This window comes from Candidatus Poriferisocius sp., from assembly GCF_965219815.1.
Classification (GTDB): Bacteria; Actinomycetota; Acidimicrobiia; order Acidimicrobiales; family Bin134; genus Poriferisocius.
In genome coordinates, this window is sequence record NZ_OZ244791.1 from 1,442,963 (window position 1) to 1,460,071 (window position 17,109).

Consider the following 17,109-nt stretch of genomic DNA (forward strand, 5'->3'; position numbering starts at 1 on the left):
ATCTCAGCGAGAAACCAGAGCAGTTCTATGACCCAAATCAAGACAAGTCCTAAGGAGGCCTCCTCCTACGACCCTATTCAACTGGAAATCCTGTGGCAGTCACTCATCTCGGTGGTGAACGAGCAGGCCCGAGCGCTCCAGCGGGCCGCATTCAGCCCCATCGTGCGTGAGGCCGGCGACTTGGCCAACGCAGTATTCGACAAGCGAGGCCGGATGGTGGCCCAGGCGGTAACCGGCACTCCCGGTCACATCAACTCCCTGGCCATCGGCGCGGCCAACATGCTGGACGAATTCCCCCCCGAGGCGCTCGAGCCCGGCGACGTGCTGGTTACCAACGACCCCTACCTCACCGCAGGCCAGTTGCTGGACGTGACCGTGCTGGTTCCGGTGTGGCGCGCGCCGGCTGCCGGGGGCGACCCCGTGCCCATCGCCTACTTCGGCTCCACCATCCACCACACCGATGTGGGGGGCTACGGCATCGGGGCGGGGGCCCGGGACTGCTTTGAAGAGGGCCTGTGGATCCCGATCTGCAAGCTCATGAGGCGCAGCGAGCGCAACGACGATGTGTGGAAGTTCATCTTGTCCAATGTCCGCCAGCCCGACCACATGGCCGGCGACCTGCATGCCCAGATGGCATCGGGGGAGGTGGGTGCCCAGCGGCTGGCCTCCCTCTGCGACGCCTACGACCTCGACGACATCGAGGAACTGGCCGACGAGATCATCGACCGATCCGAGGCGGCCACCCGGGCCAGCATCGCCGAGTTGCCCGCCGGTGAGTATCAAGCCGATGCAGTGTTGGATCTGGCCGACGGCAGCCGCATCGACATCGTGTGCTCATTGCGGGTGGACCCCGATGCCGGCGAGATCATGGTGGACTACGCCGGCACGTCGGAGGCCAGCCCGTGGGGCATCAACGTGGTCCGCAACTACACCCACGCTTACACCACGTTCACCGTGCGCTCGGTGCTGAACCCCGAGATCCCTAACAACCACGGCAGCCTGGCCCCAATCAAGATGGCCGCCCCCGAGGGGTCCATCGTGAATGCAGTGCTGCCCCAGCCGGGCACCGCCCGCCATGTGGTGGGGATGTTCTTGCCGAACGCCCTGCTCAAGGCCCTGGCCCAAGTCAAGCCCGAGGAGTCCATGGCCGAGGGAGCGGGTGCGGTGTGGACCATGCAGGTGAGCGGCAACCACGACGACGGCACCCCGTTCATCACCGCAATGTTCACCTATGCCGGAGGGGTGGGTGCCCGGGCCTCCAAGCCGGGCTTGGACGCCTGTTCCTATCCCACCGGGGTGAGCGCGGTGCCCATCGAGGTGGTGGAGGCATCTGCGCCGGTGCGCTTCACCCGAAAGGCGTTGCGTCCCGGCTCTGAGGGACCGGGGGCCCAGCCGGGCGGCAAGGGCCAGACCATCGAGTTCAGCGTGGACACCTCCCGCCCATGGCTGCTCAACGCCGTCACCAGCCGCTTGTCTGACCCGCCCCAGGGCATATTCGGCGGCGGCGCTGGAGAAGCGGGCTCATTCCAAGTCAACGGGGAGCCTGTCACCACCCAGAGCCGCATCACCCTCGACCCCGATGATGTGGTGCGCCTCGAATTACCTGGCGGCGGGGGCTACGGGGTGCCCGAAGCGCCCGATGGCTGAACCGGTCACGTTCTCGTCCGTTTGGCAACGGACGGTCGAGCGGGGTGGCGATGCCGTCTTCTTGATCTTCGAGCGGCCTAATGGGTTTACCGAATCCTGGACCTACGAGCAGTTCGATGCTGCCATCGGCGATGTTGCAGCCGGGTTGATTCAGCGGGGCGTGGCCCCGGGAGATTCGGTCCATCTAGCGCTGACCAACACCCCGGCGTTCGTGGCCCTTTGGCTGGCCGCCAACCGGCTGGGGGCGTGGATTGTGCCGTCCGACCCCATGGGCAAGGTGCCGGAACTGGCCGACCACATCGAGCGCACGAAGCCTAAGGCGGGCTTTTGCGCCACCGACCGGGCTGAGGTCTACCGCCAGGCCGCGGCGGGCAATCCCGGATTGGCCATTACCGAGGTGGATGAGGCCGCCGGCAATCTCGACGCGCTCACCGGAACCGCTCGTGTGGACTGGCCCGCAGTGGATCCTGGGGACCGGGCGGCGGTGATGTTCACCTCGGGAACCACCGGGCGCCCCAAGGGGGTGGAGATCACCCAGGCCAACTACGCCTTTTGCGGACAGGTCATGGCCGAGCGGGCCGATTTGGCCCCCAACGACCGCCAGTTAGTGGTGCTGCCCCTGTTCCACGCCAACGCCCAGTACTACTCCTTCGCCTCAGCCATCTGGACCGGAGCATCGGTGGCCCTGATGCCTTCATTCTCGGCCAGCGGCTTCTTGCCCCAAGCCGCCCGCCATCGGGCCACCTGCGCCAGCCTGTTCGCCGCCCCGATGCGGATGATCCTGGCCCGGGGCGCTCCGGTCAATGGTGTGGGCCTGCGCCACTGCTGGTACGCCCAAAACATCGCCGATGACCAGTACGAAACCCTGGCCACCTGGTTCGGCTGCCGGCCCCGCCAGCTCTATGGCATGACCGAGACCATCCCCGCCGTGCTCACCGAGCCTGCTGACAATCCCTTGCCGTCGTCCATGGGCCAGGTCACCCCCGGCTGCCAGGTCATCGTGCGCGACGGCGAGGTGCTGGTCGGGGGAGAGCCCGGATCGACGCTGTTCGCCGGCTACCTGGACGACCCAGTCACCACCGCAGCCTCGTTTACCGACGACGGCTGGTTCCGCACCGGCGATCGGGCCCGTCTCGAAGATGACGGCCGCCACTACTTCGACGGCCGCCATTCCGAAGTGCTCAAGGTGGCGGGGGAGAACGTGTCCATCGTGGAGGTGGAGTCGGTGCTGGCCAGCCACCCCGCGGTATTGGAGGCTGCGGTGGTGGGGGCGCCTGACCCGGTGCGCGACGAGGTGCCGGTGGCTTTTGTGGTACTGGCCGACTCAGCCGTACCTCCATCCGACGGCGAACTGTTGGCGTGGTGCCAAGAGCGGCTGGCCAAGGCCAAGTTGCCCCGGTCGTTTACTCTGATGGATGAGCTGCCTCGCACCAGCGTCGGCAAGATTCGTAAATTCCTACTGCGACAAGAGGCAGAGGCGACAAGGGGGTGACCACATGACCATGTTGACCAGCGATTTACTGGCCTCGTTCGACGACTCCATCACCGATGTAGCCACTGCGGTAACCCTTCCTCCCGAGATCTACACCTCCGAGGAGTTCCTGGCCTTCGAGCGCCAGGCGCTGTTCGAGCACGAGTGGTGCTGCGTGGGGGTGGCCAGCCGCATTCCCGAAACGGGCGACTGGTTCACCACCACGGTAAGCACCGAACCAGTGATCGTGGCCCGACAGCGGGACGGCAGCATCGCGGCGTTCTCAGCCATCTGCCGCCACCGCGGCATGCAGGTGGTGGAGGGGGAAGGCAACAGCCGCTCCTTCCGGTGCCCGTACCACCACTGGAATTACCGGTTGGACGGCCGATTGATGGGCGCCCCGGCTATGGATCAAACCGAGGGCTTCGACAACGACGACTGGGGCCTGCCCAATCTGGCGGTTGAGCTGTGGCACGGGTTCATATTCGTCAATTTCGACTCCGATGCTCAGCCCCTGGCCCCCACCCTGGAGCGGTACGAGTCGTACCTCACCAACTACGAACTCGACAACTGTGTTTGCCCGGGCACCTTCACGCTCGAAGACCTGCCCTGGAACTGGAAGGTCATGTTCGAGAACTTCAACGACGGCTACCACGCCAACCGGCTCCATCAGGTGATCCAAGACTTCTGTCCCTCAGAGATGGCCCGGTTCCCGGTGCCGTGGTCGGACGACTCCAACGTGATCTTTAGGGAGAACGGCTACACCCACATCGACGGCGGTTTCAACGCCACCCGCAAGGCTTTGCTTCCGGTGTTCCCCCAGCTCACCGAAGAGGAGCGGTGGCGGTCGACGTTCGCCTTGATTCCGCCCACCCTGTGCTTCGGCACCGCCCCCGACCAGGCATTCTTCTTCATCGTGCGACCTAAATCGGCCGAGACCATCGATGTGGAGATCGGCTACCTGCTGCACCCCAGCGCGCTGGAGCACCCCATGTTCGACCACCTCTTCCAAGCCAGCGACGAGGGGGTGCAGGTGTTCGTGGCCCAAGATCAAGACGCCACCACCAAGGTTCAGCGAGGCCTGCGGTCCCGCTTCGCCGTGCGGGGACGGTACTCCTGGCAGGAGGAAACCCACGTTCAATTCAACCGCTGGCTCGTGCAGCGCTACCGCCAGCACTGGCCAATGAGCACAGAGTCTTCTGACGGGGCATGATTAAGGCCCTGATGTGACCGAAACAGATCGCCCATACAGGAGGGGAATCCATGACCAAGAGAATTGATGGCCGACTTCGGCTACTGATGCTGCTGGCCGCGCTGTTGTCGGTGCTGGCCCTAGTGGCTGCCGGCTGCGGCAACGACGACGATGACGACGGCGGCGCAGCCGTAGAGGCACCTGCGCCTGATCCCGAACCGGAGCCAATGGACGACGAGCCCGAGCCAGAGCCCGAGCCGATGGACGATGAGCCCGAGCCGATGGACGATGAGCCTGAGCCGGAGCCGGAGCCAATGGACGATGAGCCCGAGCCCGAACCGGAGCCCACTGAGCCGCCAATGGACATGGAGCTGCAAGCGCTGCTGGACACCTTCGACGCCAACGGCGACGGCACCCTCACTATCGGCGTGGCCGCGGCTGGCCCTCGCGACGACCAGGGCTACTACCAGGCGCTGGTGGACTTCGCCGAAGAGTTCTCGGAGGCGAGCGGGTTCGCCCCGCCCATCGTGAGCGACAGCATCGGCGCAGCCGAGGCGGCCCAGGCCATGTCCGATCTGGCCGCCCAGGGCGTGGATGTGATCTTGGTGGGCGCCAGTGAGATCGCCGAGCCGCTGGCCGACCTCACAGAGCAGTATCCCGACATCTTCTGGTACTGCAACTGCGGGGCCGGGTTCCCGGAGATCCCCGGTCTGGCCCAAGCCACCGACTGGGGTTCGCCCATCCACTACACCGCGGGCGTTGCAATGGGTGCGGCGTTGCAGGACCATGGCGGCGACACCGCCGTATTCCTGGGCTGCTGCGATCTCGGCTTCGAGAAGGAGGCCTACAACGCCACGGTGTACGGCCTTCAATCAGTGGATCCGTCGTTCACCATGGAATACGTCGCCACCGGCGCCTTCGCGTTCGATTTCGACAACTCGGCCAACGCCACTGCGGCGCTCACCAATGCCATTGCCGAAGGGGCCACCCTGGCCTATGCCTATCTGGGCGGCGCGCTGAACCCGGTCGGCCAGTTGGCCACCGATGAGGGGATCGCGGTGTTCGCCGCTGGTCCTGCCGACATTTGCTCCCGCGACGACGGGATTGCGTGGACCGGCTCCATCGTGTTCGATGGCGGGCGCTATGCCCAGCAAGCCCTGCCGCGCATCATCTCTGGAGACTTGACCGAAGGCTCTACCTTCCAGTTCCCGACCCTGCAAGGTCTCAATGGCGGCGAGCTGTGCGACCCGTCGGCAGAGGCTGAGGCGCTGCTGGCCGATGCCTTTGAGGCTGTCGCCACCGATGGCGAGTTGCTCGGCGTGCTCGGCGGAATCTCCGGCGAGGCCTACGGCGGCGGGTGACGGACGCAACGACCGAAATGACAGGCGCCGGGGGGCCTGACCCCTCGGCGCCTGCGGTCGAGCTCACCGGGATAACCAAGCGCTTCGGGGGGATCGTCGCCTGCGATCAGGTTGACCTAACCCTGCATCGAGGCCGCGTCCACGGAATCCTGGGCGAGAACGGGGCCGGCAAGTCGACCCTGATGAAGGTGCTCATCGGGCTGGTGCTGCCCGATGCGGGTTCAATTCGCATCGACGGCCAGCCCCGCACCATCCATGACCCTCTGGCCGCGGCCGCCCTAGGCATCGCCATGGTTCACCAGCACTTCAGCCTGGTGGACCAGCTCTCCGTGTGGGAGAACGTCGCCCTCGGTGAGGAGGGGCGGCTGAAGTCGGCAGGGGTGCGCGATCGCGTGGCGGCCATCAGCCGTCAATACGGCCTGGAGATTGATCCCGATGCCCGGGTGGGCGACCTCACCGCCGGACTGCGCCAACGGGTGGAGATCATCAAGTGCTTACGCCGCGACCCCCACATCCTCGTGTTCGACGAGCCCACCTCGGTGCTCACCCCTGAGGAGTCGGAGCAGCTTTTCAGCACGCTACGAGAAGTAGTTGCCGCGGAAGGCCGGGCGGTGGTGCTGGTCAGCCACAAACTCGATGAGGTGCTGCACGCCACCGACGAGATCACCATCATGCGCCAGGGACGGGTAGTGGACCGCAGACCCACTGGCGAGGCCGATGCCCGCAGCTTGGCCCGAGCCATGGTGGGTCGGGAAGTGTCGCTGCGCTCGGAGCGGGCCGCCTTCGGCATCGCCGATATCGAGGAGGCAGCCGATTCGGGCACCCTCGCAGAATTCCAGGAGGCCGAGCGGGAGTCCGATATCGGTGCTGAACACAGCCAATCCGCAGAGACGACGCCATCGAATGGGCCGGTGCTGCGGATTGAAGGTGTCACGGTGAAGGGTCGGGGAGGGGCGCGGCTGCTGGATGACATCAGCCTCGACCTTCGAGCAGGCGAGATCGTGGGCGTGGCCGGCGTGGAGGGAAACGGTCAGCGGACCCTGGGCGATCTGCTGTCCAGCCTCGTTCCGCTGAACGCTGGACGGGTGGTGGTGAACGACGCGGAAGTGCCCACCGGCTCACCGGGTGCCATGGCCAAGGCGGGGGTGGCGGTGATTCCTGAAGACCGGCACGACTCCGGTGTGGTCTTGGACATGACGGTGGCCGAAAACCTGCTCATGGTGGACCCCTACCGGGTGGCTCGCCACGGTGTTATGGACAAGGGCCGGGCAACTGAGATAGCCGAGCAGATGATCAGCGAATTCGACATCGGCTGCTCTGGACCCGACGCCCCGCTGTGGTCACTGTCGGGCGGCAACCAGCAGCGGGTGGTACTGGCCCGGGAGCTGGCCGCCGAGCCCGATGTACTGGTGGCCGCCCAGCCCACCCGGGGGTTGGACGTGGGGGCCATCGAGTACATGACCGATCGGCTGCGCCAGACGGCGGTCGACGGTGTGGCCGTGCTGCTGATCTCCAGCGAGCTAGAGGAGATCTTGGAATTGGCCGACCGGATCGTGGTCATGTCCCGGGGCCGGATCGTGGGCGAACTCTCCCACGACGACGCCAACCTTGAAACCCTGGGTCTGCTGATGGGCGGCAGCGAAGCATGACCCGGGGAGCTCGCTTAGCTGAGTGGGTGGTGTTGTATGCCCTCAGCATCGTTGTGGCCCTGGCCATTTCCAGCGTGATCGTGGAGGCCACCGGCGGTGACTGGTGGCCGGTGCTTGAGGCGTTGGTGGATGGCAGCATCAAGGCGCCCGGGCGCTGGGGGGAGACCCTGGGAGTGGCCGCACCCCTGCTGTTGGTGGCGTTGGGAACGGTGATTTCGGCCAAAGCCGGACTGATCAACATCGGCCAAGAGGGCCAACTGCTCATGGGAGCGGCGTTTGCGGTGTACTTCAGTTTCCGCATCGGCGGCCCCGGCCCGCTGAACGTGGTGCTGTTGTTGCTGTTCGGCGCGTTGGGCGGGGCGGTGTGGGCATCGGCGGCCGGGCTGCTGCGCTATTGGCGGGGGGTGCCCGAGGTACTGAGCACCTTGTTGTTGGTGTTCGTGGCCCTACAGGCGGTGGGCTACGGCTTGAAGTGGCAATGGCTGCTGTTGGCCGACGAGGCCAGCCGAGGCAATCGCAACCTGGTGAGCGAGCAGCTAGCCAAAACCAACCGGATTCCCCGCCCCGACATATTCGGCAATGAGTTCCCCATCACCGTCTATGTGGCGTTGGCGCTGGCCTTGGCGGTGGCCTACGTGCTGGCCCGCACAGTATGGGGGTTTCGGCTGAGGATGCTGGGCCACAATCCCCGGGCTGCCCAACGATCAGGCGTGTCGTCCACCGTCTATGGCGCTACCGCGCTGGCCATCGGCGGGGCCTTCGCCGGTCTGGCCGGGGCGGCCATGTTCGCCGGTGGGGGATTCTCTTTCGGCAACTACCGGCTGGTGCCCGGCTTCTCCGACAACATCGGCTGGACCGGCCTCTTGGTGGCCCTGATGGCCCGGGAGCGGGCGCTTCCCGCGGTGGTGGCCGCATTCGTGTTCGCCATGCTGCGCACTGGGGCGGGCTTCGTGAACAGCACTGGGGTGGAGAGCCGCATCACCGACGTAGTGCAGGGGCTGTTGGTGCTGGCCCTGTTGGTTCCTCCCGCGGTGGTCTTCCTGCGGGATCGGCGCCGGGCCCGGGCCGCGGCTACGGAGAGGGTGTGATGGCGTGGTGATCGAAGAAACGCCGTTTGTTGACAGGGAGGGCGATCCATGGTGCTGATCGACTTCTTCTCCGCGGTGGGCGATGTGCTCTCGAGCGAGTCCACCTACATCAACGGCGCGCTGTTTGCCGCGCTGCTGGCCTTTGCCGCTACCGGGGAATGGGTGGCCGAGCGATCCGGGACGCTGAACATCTCGGTGGAGGGGATGCTGCTGAGCGGGGCCTTTGCTGGGGCCCTTGGCTATCACCTGGCCGAATCGGTGGCGGTGGGCTTGGTGCTCGGAGCGATCGGCGGATTGATCATCGCGGTTGTGCAGGCCGAGATGAGTCATCGCCTTACCGCCGACCAATTCGTGGTCGGCCTCACCCTCAACATCCTGGTTGTGGGCCTCACCGGGTTCTTGGACCGGGAGATCGATCCTCGAGCCGACTATGCCTCTGAGGTGGAAATCCCCATCCTGGTGGACATTCCCTTGTTCGGCGAGGCGCTGTTCGGAGAGCCGTGGCCGTTCTATCTGCTGTACGGGCTCGTGCCGCTGTCGTGGTGGTTGGTATACCGAACTCGCTGGGGACTGGAGCTTCGGGCCGCAGGTGAGAACCCCCAGTCGGCCGACGTGAGCGGCATCGACGTGAACCGCCGCCGCCGCCAGTCCATCTACTACGCCGGACTGACCTCCGGGCTGGGCGGGGCCTACTTCCTGTTTGCCCGTCTGGCCACCTTCGACGACTCCGTGATCGGCGGCCAAGGGTTCATCGCCATCGCCGCGGTGATATTCGGCGGTTGGACGCTGTGGGGCACCATGGGGGGTTGCGTTCTGTTCGCCGGAGCCCTGTCGTTCCAGCTGTCGCTACAAGGGCTGGGTTACGAGCTCAACACCGAGCTGTTGCAGGCCCTGCCCTATCTGGTGACCATCGGGGCCATGGCCATCTTCGCCCGGCGGGTGAGGCCACCCGCCGCTTTGGCTCAACCCTTCATCCGCGGTCTGAAATAGTCGGGCTGAGACGAAGGGGAGCGGCAATGAAGGCGATGCGATATCACGAGCCCGGCGGTCCTGAGGTGCTCCGCTTCGAGGAGGTGCCCGATCCCGAGCCCGGTCCGGTGGACGTGGTAGTGGATGTGGTAGCCACCGCGCTCAACCGGCTCGACGTGGTGCAACGCAACGGCTGGTTCACCATGCCCGGTTTCACTTTGCCCCACATCGCCGGCATGGACGTGGCCGGGGTGGTCTCGGAAGTGGGTGCCGAGGTCGACGGGGTGGCCGTTGGCGACCGAGTGGTAGTGGACCCATCGCTGGCCGGGGTTGACGACCGCTCCAAGTTGGGGGGCCGGGGCGACCTCTACGGGGAACTGGGCATCATCGGTGCCACAGTTGACGGCGGATACGCCGAGCGGTGCCTGGTGCCGGCCTCGCATGTCTACCCTGTGCCCCACGCCATGTCGTTGGAGGCGGCGGCCACCTTTCCCACCTGCTACCTCACCGCAGCCCACGCCCTGTTCGATGTGGGTGGGCTCACCGCAGGAGAGACGGTGATGATCCACGCCGCCGGATCGGGGGTATCGGTGGCCGGTATCCAATTCGCCGTGAACGCCGGGGCCACCGTGCTGGCCACCGCGGGCACCGACGAGAAGTGCCAGCGGGCGTTGGAGCTGGGGGCATCCCACACGCTCAACAACCGAACCGGCGACGTGGCTGGATGGGCTCGAGAGCTGACCGCCGGCGCGGGGGTGGACATGGTGTTCGACCATGTGGGCACTGCCCTGTTCGGCCCGTCGCTGTTCGCTTTGGGCATCGGCGGGCGGCTGGTGAACTGTGGCAACTCCTCCGGCGACGAGGCGGTCATCCCGTCGCTGGGCTACGTGTTCCACTCCGGAATCAAAATCCTAGGGTCCGACCCCTACCGCCCCGAGGAGTTCGGCCCGGCATGGGAGACGTTTTGCGGCGGCGGTTTCACCTCCGCCGTCGACTCGGTATTCGACTTGGCCGATGCGGCCGACGCCCAGGCCAAGATGCTGGCCAGCGACTTCTTCGGCAAAATCCTGCTCAAGCCCTGACATGGATTTCGGGAGAACGAGTGGCTGATTCCCCGTATCCCGAGCTGAAGAAGTCCCACGTCCCTGAGCGGGTGGGCCGCCCCTGGACCGACTACAAGCCCCCTCCTTCGGCCCCGGTGTGGGCGGTGATCGGCGGGTTCGGATCATTCCATGTGCTGGTTGCCGCCCTGGAACTGGGGGTGTTCGACGCTCTTGCCGACCGAGGGGCCGGCCCCGGCATTCCACTGGAAGTGACCGCGCCCGATCTGGCCGACGGACTGGGATTGTCGGCCCCCCACCTGGAGGCGCTGCTCGACTCCCTAGCGGTGCTCGGCCTGCTAGAGCGAGTTGGCGGCCGCTACGGCCTGAACGACACCGCCGCCCGCTATCTGACAAGCGACGGAGCGGCGTCGATGGCCTCGCTTGTGCCGGTGGCCCCCGGCCCGCTGGACAATTGGTCGCGACTGGCCGAAACCATCCGGGCTGGCCGTCCCGCAGAGCCCATTGACGACGACCCGGCCGAGTTCTACCGCCCTCTGGTGGAGGGCACCTTTACGACGATGCTCCGAGCCGCTACCAGGGCCGATCTTCAACTGCGCTACAGCGCCATAGCCGCGCCCCGAGTGCTCGACTTGGGGGCAGGCGGCGCCCCGTGGGCCATCGCCGTGCTCAAGGCATGCCCTGAAGCCACCGCGGTGATCAACGACCTCGACGGAGTGATCGAGATAGCCCGCCAAACCACCGCCGAACACGGCGTAGCCGACCGCTGCGATTTCCGTCCCGGCAACTTCCACACCATCGACATCGAACCCGAGGCCTACGACATCGCAGTGCTGGGCCACGTCTGCCGCACCGAGGGCCCCGCAGGCGCTCAACGTCTTATCGCTAGAGCATGGGAAGCGCTGCGCCCCGAAGGAAGACTCCTACTGGCCGACTACTTCGTAGCCCCCGAACCACAATGGACCCCCCACAGCACGCTCATGGGCATGACCATGATGGCCAGCACCGTCCACGGCTTCCCCATCACTGCGTCGCAGGTCGCCGATTGGCTCAGCGACGCTGGTTTCGAGCATCTCCGCCTAATAGAGCCCATCGGCCACCAATACGCCTACACCGCGGCCAAGCCCCGCCGACCCTCAGAAGGAGCACAATGACCGAACAGATCGACACCCTCATCAAGGGCTGGTACGTGGTAACCATGAACCCAACCCGCGACATCATCAGAAACGGAGCGGTGGCCATCAGAGGCAACCAGATAGTCGATGTAGGCAAAGCGTCCGACCTCGAGGCCCGCTATCAGGCCGCGGAGACGGTGGGCGGTGACCGATTCGTGATCACGCCGGGGCTGGTCAACACCCACATCCACATCACCGGTGAGCCCCTCACCCGGGGTTATGTGCCCGACGACACCCCGTTTGAGGAGAACGTGTTCCAGTGGCTGTGCCCGCTCTATTCGGTATACACCGATGAGGAGGAGCGCCTGTCGGGGCAGCTGGCCGCGGTGGAGATGCTCAAGTCGGGCACCACCTGCTTCTTGGAGGCGGGCACCATTCGGTTTGTCGACGAGGTGATGGACGGCCTGGTCGAGTCCGGCATCCGGGGCCGGATCGGCAAGTGGGTATGGGATCTGCCCCCCGAGCCCAGCGTGTACCGCCAAGACACCGACGAGGCCATCGCCAACTTGCGCGACACCGTCGAGCGGTTCCAAGGCACTGCCGGCGGGCGGTTGGGGGCGTGGTCGATGGTGGTGGGCCACACCACCTGCTCCGACCCCTTGTGGCAGGCCGCTCGGGCCACCGCCGACGAGTACGGCGTGGGGCTTAGCTTCCACATGTCTCCGGCCTCGTTGGACCCCGACACCTTCATTGCGGCGTTCGGCCAGCGCCCAATGGTGCATCTGGGAGAACTGGGCGTGCTGGGCGACGACACCGCCATCACCCACTGTGTCCACGTCGACGACCAGGAGATCGCCCTGTTGGCCGAGGCCGGATCGTCGGTGGTCCACTGTCCCACCACCGCGCTGAAGGTGAGCTACGGCGTGACCCAAATCGGCAAGATCCCCGAGATGGTCACCGCCGGGACGAACGTGAGCCTGGGCACCGACGGCAACAACGCCTCCAACTACTCCGATCTGATGCGGGCCACTTACCTGGTGGCCGGGCTGTTCAAAGACGCCCGCATGGATCCCCAGATGTTCCCGGCCGAAAAGGCCTATGAGATGGCCACCTTGGACGGGGCCCGCACCATGCTGATGCAAGACGAGATCGGCTCGCTGGAGCCCGGCAAGCTGGCCGATGTGGTGCTGCACGACACCGACCGCCCCGAGTGGCGGCCGTTGCTCAATGTGATGAACCAGCTCGTCTGGTCAGCTGACGGCCGGGGCGTTCACACCGTGTTCGTGGACGGCCAGAAAGTGGTGGAGGCCGGCCGCATGACCACCATCGACGAGGACAACTTTTACGCCCGCTGCCAACAGGCCGGCGAGGCGGTGGTGGCCCGCTCCGGCCTCCCCGACAAAGCCAAGTTCCCCATCTGGTAGGCGGTCAGTCAGCCGCCTAGGAATACAGCTCCCGTTTGACGATCTTGCCGGCGGCGTTGCGGGGGAGGGGAGTGTCGCTGATCTCCCAAACGGTGGGCACCTTGTAGGGGGCCAGCACCTCAATGCACCACTGGGCCAGCTCGTCGGGGTCCACCGCACCATCTCCGGCGGGCACCACCACGGCCTTCACCTCTTGGCCCATCTCGGGGTGGTCCACGCCGAACACCGCCGACTCGGCCACCAAGGGGTGGGCGTCGAGTCGGTATTCGATCTCGATGGGGTAGATGTTCTCGGCATTGCGGAGGATCATGTCCCGAGCCCGGGAGTTAATGTAGAGGTAGCCGTCGTCGTCGAAGCAGCCGATGTCGCCGGTGTTGAGCCAACGGTCCGAGTCGATGGTTTCCGCGGTGGACTCGGGGTCGTTCCAGTAGCCCAGCATGGTGTAGGCGCTGCGGCACCAGATCTCGCCTTCTTGTCCGATGGGCAGCGCCTGGCCGTCGGGGCCGCGGATCTCGGCCTCGAAGCCGATGGCCACCTGCCCGCACGAGGTGGGCCGCTCCCGGTATTCGGCCCCGCCGATGCCGGCGATGACCGCCACCGACTCCGACGACCCGTAGCCCATGCCCACCGAGGCTGCGGCGTTGGGAAAGGCCTGGCGCATCTTGTCTTGCACCGCGGGGCTGGCCGGGGCGCCGCCGAAGCCCACGTTGACCACGCTGGAGGTGTCGAACCGGTCGAAGCCGGGGTGGTTCACCAGCCGCGACCCGATGCTGCCCAAAGCGGCGAAGGCGGTGACCCCTTCGTCTTGGATGAGTTGGAGCACCGCCTCGGGATCGAAGCGGCCCCGGCGGTACACGATCTTGCCCCCGGTGACCATGCCGATCAGCGTGGTGCCGTACAGCCCTGAAACGTGGAACAGCGGCGAGGTGCCCAAGGTCACCGACTGGGCCGGGGGGCTGGGGGCCGCGCCGTCGTCGGCCGGGGGATTGGTGCGCAACTCGGTGAACACTCGTACCGCTCCGTTCATCATGGTGGACTGCACGAAGCCGATCAGTCCCCGATGCGAGGCCACCGCCCCCTTGGGCCGTCCGGTTGTCCCACTGGTGAACAGGATCACCGCGGGGTCGTCTTCGGCCAAGGGCACATCGATTTCGTGGAGGGAGGCGCCAGCGCCGGAGGCAAGAAAGTCGGCCCAGTCGTCCTTGATCACCAGGCACGGTGCATCGGTATTGCCTTTGCCCGACCGCTCCAAGCGGGGGCGGTCGGCGATCACCAGGGCCGGATCACTGAGCGAGGTGGCGTAGTCCACCTCGTCGGCGGTCCACCAGCCGTTGTAGGCCGACACGATGGCGCCGATGCTTGTGGCGGCGAAGAACGACACCACCCACTCGGGGCAGTTGGCCGCGAAGATGGCCACCCGGTCGCCGTGGCCAATGCCCCGCTGCTGCAAGGCGGTGGCTGCGGCCGCCACTTGGGCGATGAAGTCGTTGAAGGTGTGGCGCTGGTCTTCCAGTACCAAGAACTCCCGGTCGCCGAAGTTGGCGGTGTTGGCCACCATTTCCCGCAGCGAGCGCATCCGGCTGGCAAAAACCGCCGCCGGCTGACCCAAGACCTCCTCGGTGGTCAGCTCGAACAACCCCTCCGGCCCGGTCAGCTCTTGAATCACGTCGTCTCGAACACCCACGGCTCAAAACCCTAACCACTTGCTGGTGTCCGACCGACTTCGACGGGCTGAATAAGGGCCTGAGGCTCTATCGTGGGGCCATGACCGAAGTCGTGATCGTTGAGGCCGTTCGCTCCCCGGTGGGCAAGCGAAACGGCGGTTTGTCTTCCGTCCATCCCACTTCTTTGCTCAGCCAGGTGCAGTCGGCCGCGGTTGAGCGATCGGGCATAGACCCCTCCGCCATTGGCCAGGTGGTAGGTGGCTGCGTTGATCAGATCGGGGCCCAAGCCATGAATGTGACCCGCACCGCGTGGCTCACCGCCGGGTTGCCCACCGAAACGGCGTGCAGCACAGTGGACTCCCAGTGTGGCTCCTCGCAGCATGCGGTGAACTTGGCTTACAGCCTGGTGAAGTCGGGCGTGGAAGACGCAGTGCTGGCCTGCGGCGTGGAGAGCATGAGCATTGTGCCCATCGGGTCGAACGCGTCGGCCGACGGGGTGGGCCGACCGGTGACCCGCGACTACTTCGCCCACTACGAGTTCACCTCCCAGTTCGAGGGGGCCGAGCGGATGGCCGACAAGTGGGGCGTTACCCGAGAGGACTGCGATCGCTTCGGGCTGTCCTCCCAGCAGCGGGCCGCCCGGGCCTGGGACGAGGGCCGATTCGAGACCCAGATCGTCCCTATTGAGGCCCCAGTTCTGGATGATGACGGCAAGAAGACCGATGAAACAGCCACCGTCAGTGTGGACGAGGGCATGCGGGAGACCACGCTGGAAGGGCTGGCCGGCCTCAAGCCGGTGGCCCGACCCGACGGCGTCCACACCGCGGGGTCGTCGTCGCAGATCTCCGACGGGGCCGGCGCCGTGCTCATGATGACCGCTGATCGGGCTCAGCAGCTCGGGCTCACCCCTAGGGCTCGGGTGGCCGAGACCTGCTTGGTGGGGTGCGACCCGGTGCTGATGCTGGAGGGGCCGATCCCAGCCACTCATCGGCTGCTGGAACGAAGCGGGCTGGACATGGACGACATCGACGTGGTGGAGATCAACGAGGCGTTCGCCTCGGTGGTGCTGTGCTGGGCCGCCGAGCACGAGCCTGATATGGAGAGGGTGAACCCCAACGGCGGGGCCATCGCTTTAGGCCACCCGCTGGGCGGAACCGGCTCGATCCTGGTAACCAAGGCGCTGCACGAGCTGGAGCGCACCGACGGCCAGTGGGGGCTCATCACCATGTGCTGCGGAGGCGGCCTGGGCACCGGAACCCTTATCGAAAGGCTCTGATGCCCACCGACGTCGAGTTAGCCGATGAGCTGGTCGGTGCGATCCGAGCCTGGGTAGATCGGGAGGTCATCCCCAACGCCTCTGATCTCGAGCATGCCGACGAATTCCCCGAGGCGATGTTCGCCCAGATGTGCGAGTTCGGCCTGTTCGGGGCCACCATCGATGAGTCCTACGGCGGGTTGGGGCTGGACGCCACCACTTACGCCCGCATCATCGAGGAGCTGTCCCGGGGATGGATGTCGCTGGCCGGCATCCTCAACACCCACAAGATCGCCGCCACCATGATCGGGCGATACGGCACCGACGAGCAGCGGGATCGCTTCTTGCCCCGCATGTGCGATGGATCGGTGCGATCGGCCTTCTCGCTGTCGGAGCCCGACGCGGGCAGCGACACCCGCAACATCCGCTGCCGGGCGGTGCCCGACGGCGAAGAGTGGGTCATCAACGGCACCAAAATGTGGGTGACCAACGGCATGCGAGCCCAGATGGTGATGCTTTTGGCCCGAACCCCCGACGACCGCATCACCTGCTTCATCGTGGAGAAGGAGCCGGGACCGGGCACCGATGGCCTCACCGTGTCGCGCACCATCCCCAAGCTGGGCTACAAGGGCGTGGAGACAGTGGAGATGGCCTATGCCGATTTCCGGGTGCCCGATGCCAACGTGCTCGGCGGCCCCGATGGCGTCGGCCACGGACTGGGCTATGCCCTGTCGGCCTTGGAGCTAGGCCGGATCAACATCGCTGCTCGGGCGGTTGGGGTAGCGCAAGCCGCCCTGGAAGCGGCCATGAAGTACGCCCAGGAGCGGGAGACGTTCGGGCGACCCATCTACGACCACCAGGCCATCGGATTCAAGCTGGCCGAGATGGCCACCAAGCTCCACGCCGCCCGGCTCATGACCTACGACGCTGCCCGCCGCTATGACTCTGGGGAGCGCATCGACTTGGAAGCGGGCATGGCCAAGCTGTTCGCTTCTGAGGCCGCCTTTGAGATCGCCTCCGACGCACTGCGCATCCACGGGGGAAACGGCTACACCGAGGAGTATCCCGTGGAGCGCTACTTCCGCGACACGCCCCTCATGATCATCGGAGAGGGAACCAGTGAAATCCAGAAGATGGTGATCGCCCGCCAACTGCGTGATCGGTATTCGTAGAGATGAATGCTTGCAGGCGGCTCTTCGATCGGTATTCCTGA

Annotated in this window: 13 protein-coding genes; 12 read left to right on the forward strand and 1 reads right to left on the reverse strand. The window is 65.9% G+C overall.

Features of this window, described 5'->3' with window-relative positions; genetic code table 11:
* Window positions 1-27 precede the first annotated feature (27 nt).
* The 10 genes from ACOQPI_RS06920 to ACOQPI_RS06965 are packed head-to-tail and all read left to right on the forward strand — an operon-like array spanning window position 28 to window position 12,977.
* Complete coding sequence (locus ACOQPI_RS06920) at window positions 28-1,647, forward strand: hydantoinase B/oxoprolinase family protein (protein WP_420618944.1); 1,620 nt, start codon at window positions 28-30, stop codon at window positions 1,645-1,647.
* A complete protein-coding gene (locus ACOQPI_RS06925; RefSeq protein WP_420618945.1) occupies window positions 1,640-3,139 on the forward strand; it encodes a class I adenylate-forming enzyme family protein in 1,500 nt (499 codons plus the stop codon). Before ACOQPI_RS06920 ends, ACOQPI_RS06925 begins: the two co-directional genes overlap by 8 nt.
* Window positions 3,140-3,143: 4 nt before the next feature.
* Window positions 3,144-4,331, forward strand: coding sequence for an aromatic ring-hydroxylating oxygenase subunit alpha (locus tag ACOQPI_RS06930; RefSeq protein WP_420618946.1), 1,188 nt, complete (start codon window positions 3,144-3,146; stop codon window positions 4,329-4,331).
* 50 nt (window positions 4,332-4,381) lie between these two features.
* Window positions 4,382-5,671 carry a hypothetical protein gene (locus tag ACOQPI_RS06935; protein ID WP_420618947.1) on the forward strand — a complete coding sequence of 430 codons (1,290 nt, stop codon included), beginning with the start codon at window positions 4,382-4,384 and terminating at the stop codon, window positions 5,669-5,671.
* Entirely contained in the window at window positions 5,668-7,320 is a 1,653-nt protein-coding gene (locus ACOQPI_RS06940) for an ABC transporter ATP-binding protein (protein ID WP_420618948.1), read from the forward strand. The genes ACOQPI_RS06935 and ACOQPI_RS06940 overlap by 4 nt, the downstream gene beginning before the upstream one ends.
* Window positions 7,317-8,408, forward strand: a complete 1,092-nt coding sequence (locus tag ACOQPI_RS06945; RefSeq protein ID WP_420618949.1) for an ABC transporter permease — start codon at window positions 7,317-7,319, stop codon at window positions 8,406-8,408. Before ACOQPI_RS06940 ends, ACOQPI_RS06945 begins: the two co-directional genes overlap by 4 nt.
* A gap of 48 nt (window positions 8,409-8,456) precedes the next feature.
* On the forward strand, window positions 8,457-9,398 hold the full coding sequence (locus ACOQPI_RS06950) for an ABC transporter permease (RefSeq protein ID WP_420618950.1): 942 nt from the start codon (window positions 8,457-8,459) through the stop codon (window positions 9,396-9,398).
* Window positions 9,399-9,424: 26 nt separating this feature from the next.
* Window positions 9,425-10,459, forward strand: a complete 1,035-nt coding sequence (locus tag ACOQPI_RS06955; protein ID WP_420618951.1) for a zinc-binding dehydrogenase — start codon at window positions 9,425-9,427, stop codon at window positions 10,457-10,459.
* Window positions 10,460-10,479: 20 nt separating this feature from the next.
* Window positions 10,480-11,592: a methyltransferase gene (locus ACOQPI_RS06960; protein WP_420618952.1), complete on the forward strand. Its 1,113-nt coding sequence runs from the start codon at window positions 10,480-10,482 to the stop codon at window positions 11,590-11,592.
* Complete coding sequence (locus tag ACOQPI_RS06965; RefSeq protein ID WP_420618953.1) at window positions 11,589-12,977, forward strand: amidohydrolase family protein; 1,389 nt, start codon at window positions 11,589-11,591, stop codon at window positions 12,975-12,977. The genes ACOQPI_RS06960 and ACOQPI_RS06965 overlap by 4 nt, the downstream gene beginning before the upstream one ends.
* A gap of 16 nt (window positions 12,978-12,993) precedes the next feature.
* On the opposite strand, the gene ACOQPI_RS06970 is transcribed toward ACOQPI_RS06965, so the two are convergent.
* The gene (locus ACOQPI_RS06970; RefSeq protein WP_420618954.1) at window positions 12,994-14,661 is read right to left on the reverse strand and encodes a class I adenylate-forming enzyme family protein; all 1,668 of its coding nucleotides are present in this window, start codon (window positions 14,659-14,661) and stop codon (window positions 12,994-12,996) included.
* Window positions 14,662-14,741: 80 nt separating this feature from the next.
* Between ACOQPI_RS06970 and ACOQPI_RS06975 the strand changes: the two genes are divergently transcribed.
* Both ACOQPI_RS06975 and ACOQPI_RS06980 read left to right on the forward strand, forming a co-directional pair.
* Window positions 14,742-15,917, forward strand: a complete 1,176-nt coding sequence (locus ACOQPI_RS06975) for a steroid 3-ketoacyl-CoA thiolase (RefSeq protein ID WP_420618955.1) — start codon at window positions 14,742-14,744, stop codon at window positions 15,915-15,917.
* On the forward strand, window positions 15,917-17,068 hold the full coding sequence (locus tag ACOQPI_RS06980) for an acyl-CoA dehydrogenase family protein (protein ID WP_420618956.1): 1,152 nt from the start codon (window positions 15,917-15,919) through the stop codon (window positions 17,066-17,068). The genes ACOQPI_RS06975 and ACOQPI_RS06980 overlap by 1 nt, the downstream gene beginning before the upstream one ends.
* Window positions 17,069-17,109 lie beyond the last annotated feature (41 nt).

Bases quoted from the DNA above. Each gene is read 5' to 3' on its own strand.
- ACOQPI_RS06955 (WP_420618951.1), top strand. From the start codon at position 9,425: ATGAAGGCGATGCGATATCACGAGCCCGGCGGTCCTGAGGTGCTCCGC.
- ACOQPI_RS06935 (WP_420618947.1), top strand. From the start codon at position 4,382: ATGACCAAGAGAATTGATGGCCGACTTCGGCTACTGATGCTGCTGGCC.
- ACOQPI_RS06950 (WP_420618950.1), top strand. From the start codon at position 8,457: ATGGTGCTGATCGACTTCTTCTCCGCGGTGGGCGATGTGCTCTCGAGC.
- ACOQPI_RS06920 (WP_420618944.1), top strand. From the start codon at position 28: ATGACCCAAATCAAGACAAGTCCTAAGGAGGCCTCCTCCTACGACCCT.
- ACOQPI_RS06965 (WP_420618953.1), top strand. From the start codon at position 11,589: ATGACCGAACAGATCGACACCCTCATCAAGGGCTGGTACGTGGTAACC.
- ACOQPI_RS06980 (WP_420618956.1), top strand. From the start codon at position 15,917: ATGCCCACCGACGTCGAGTTAGCCGATGAGCTGGTCGGTGCGATCCGA.
- ACOQPI_RS06925 (WP_420618945.1), top strand. From the start codon at position 1,640: ATGGCTGAACCGGTCACGTTCTCGTCCGTTTGGCAACGGACGGTCGAG.
- ACOQPI_RS06975 (WP_420618955.1), top strand. From the start codon at position 14,742: ATGACCGAAGTCGTGATCGTTGAGGCCGTTCGCTCCCCGGTGGGCAAG.
- ACOQPI_RS06945 (WP_420618949.1), top strand. From the start codon at position 7,317: ATGACCCGGGGAGCTCGCTTAGCTGAGTGGGTGGTGTTGTATGCCCTC.
- ACOQPI_RS06930 (WP_420618946.1), top strand. From the start codon at position 3,144: ATGACCATGTTGACCAGCGATTTACTGGCCTCGTTCGACGACTCCATC.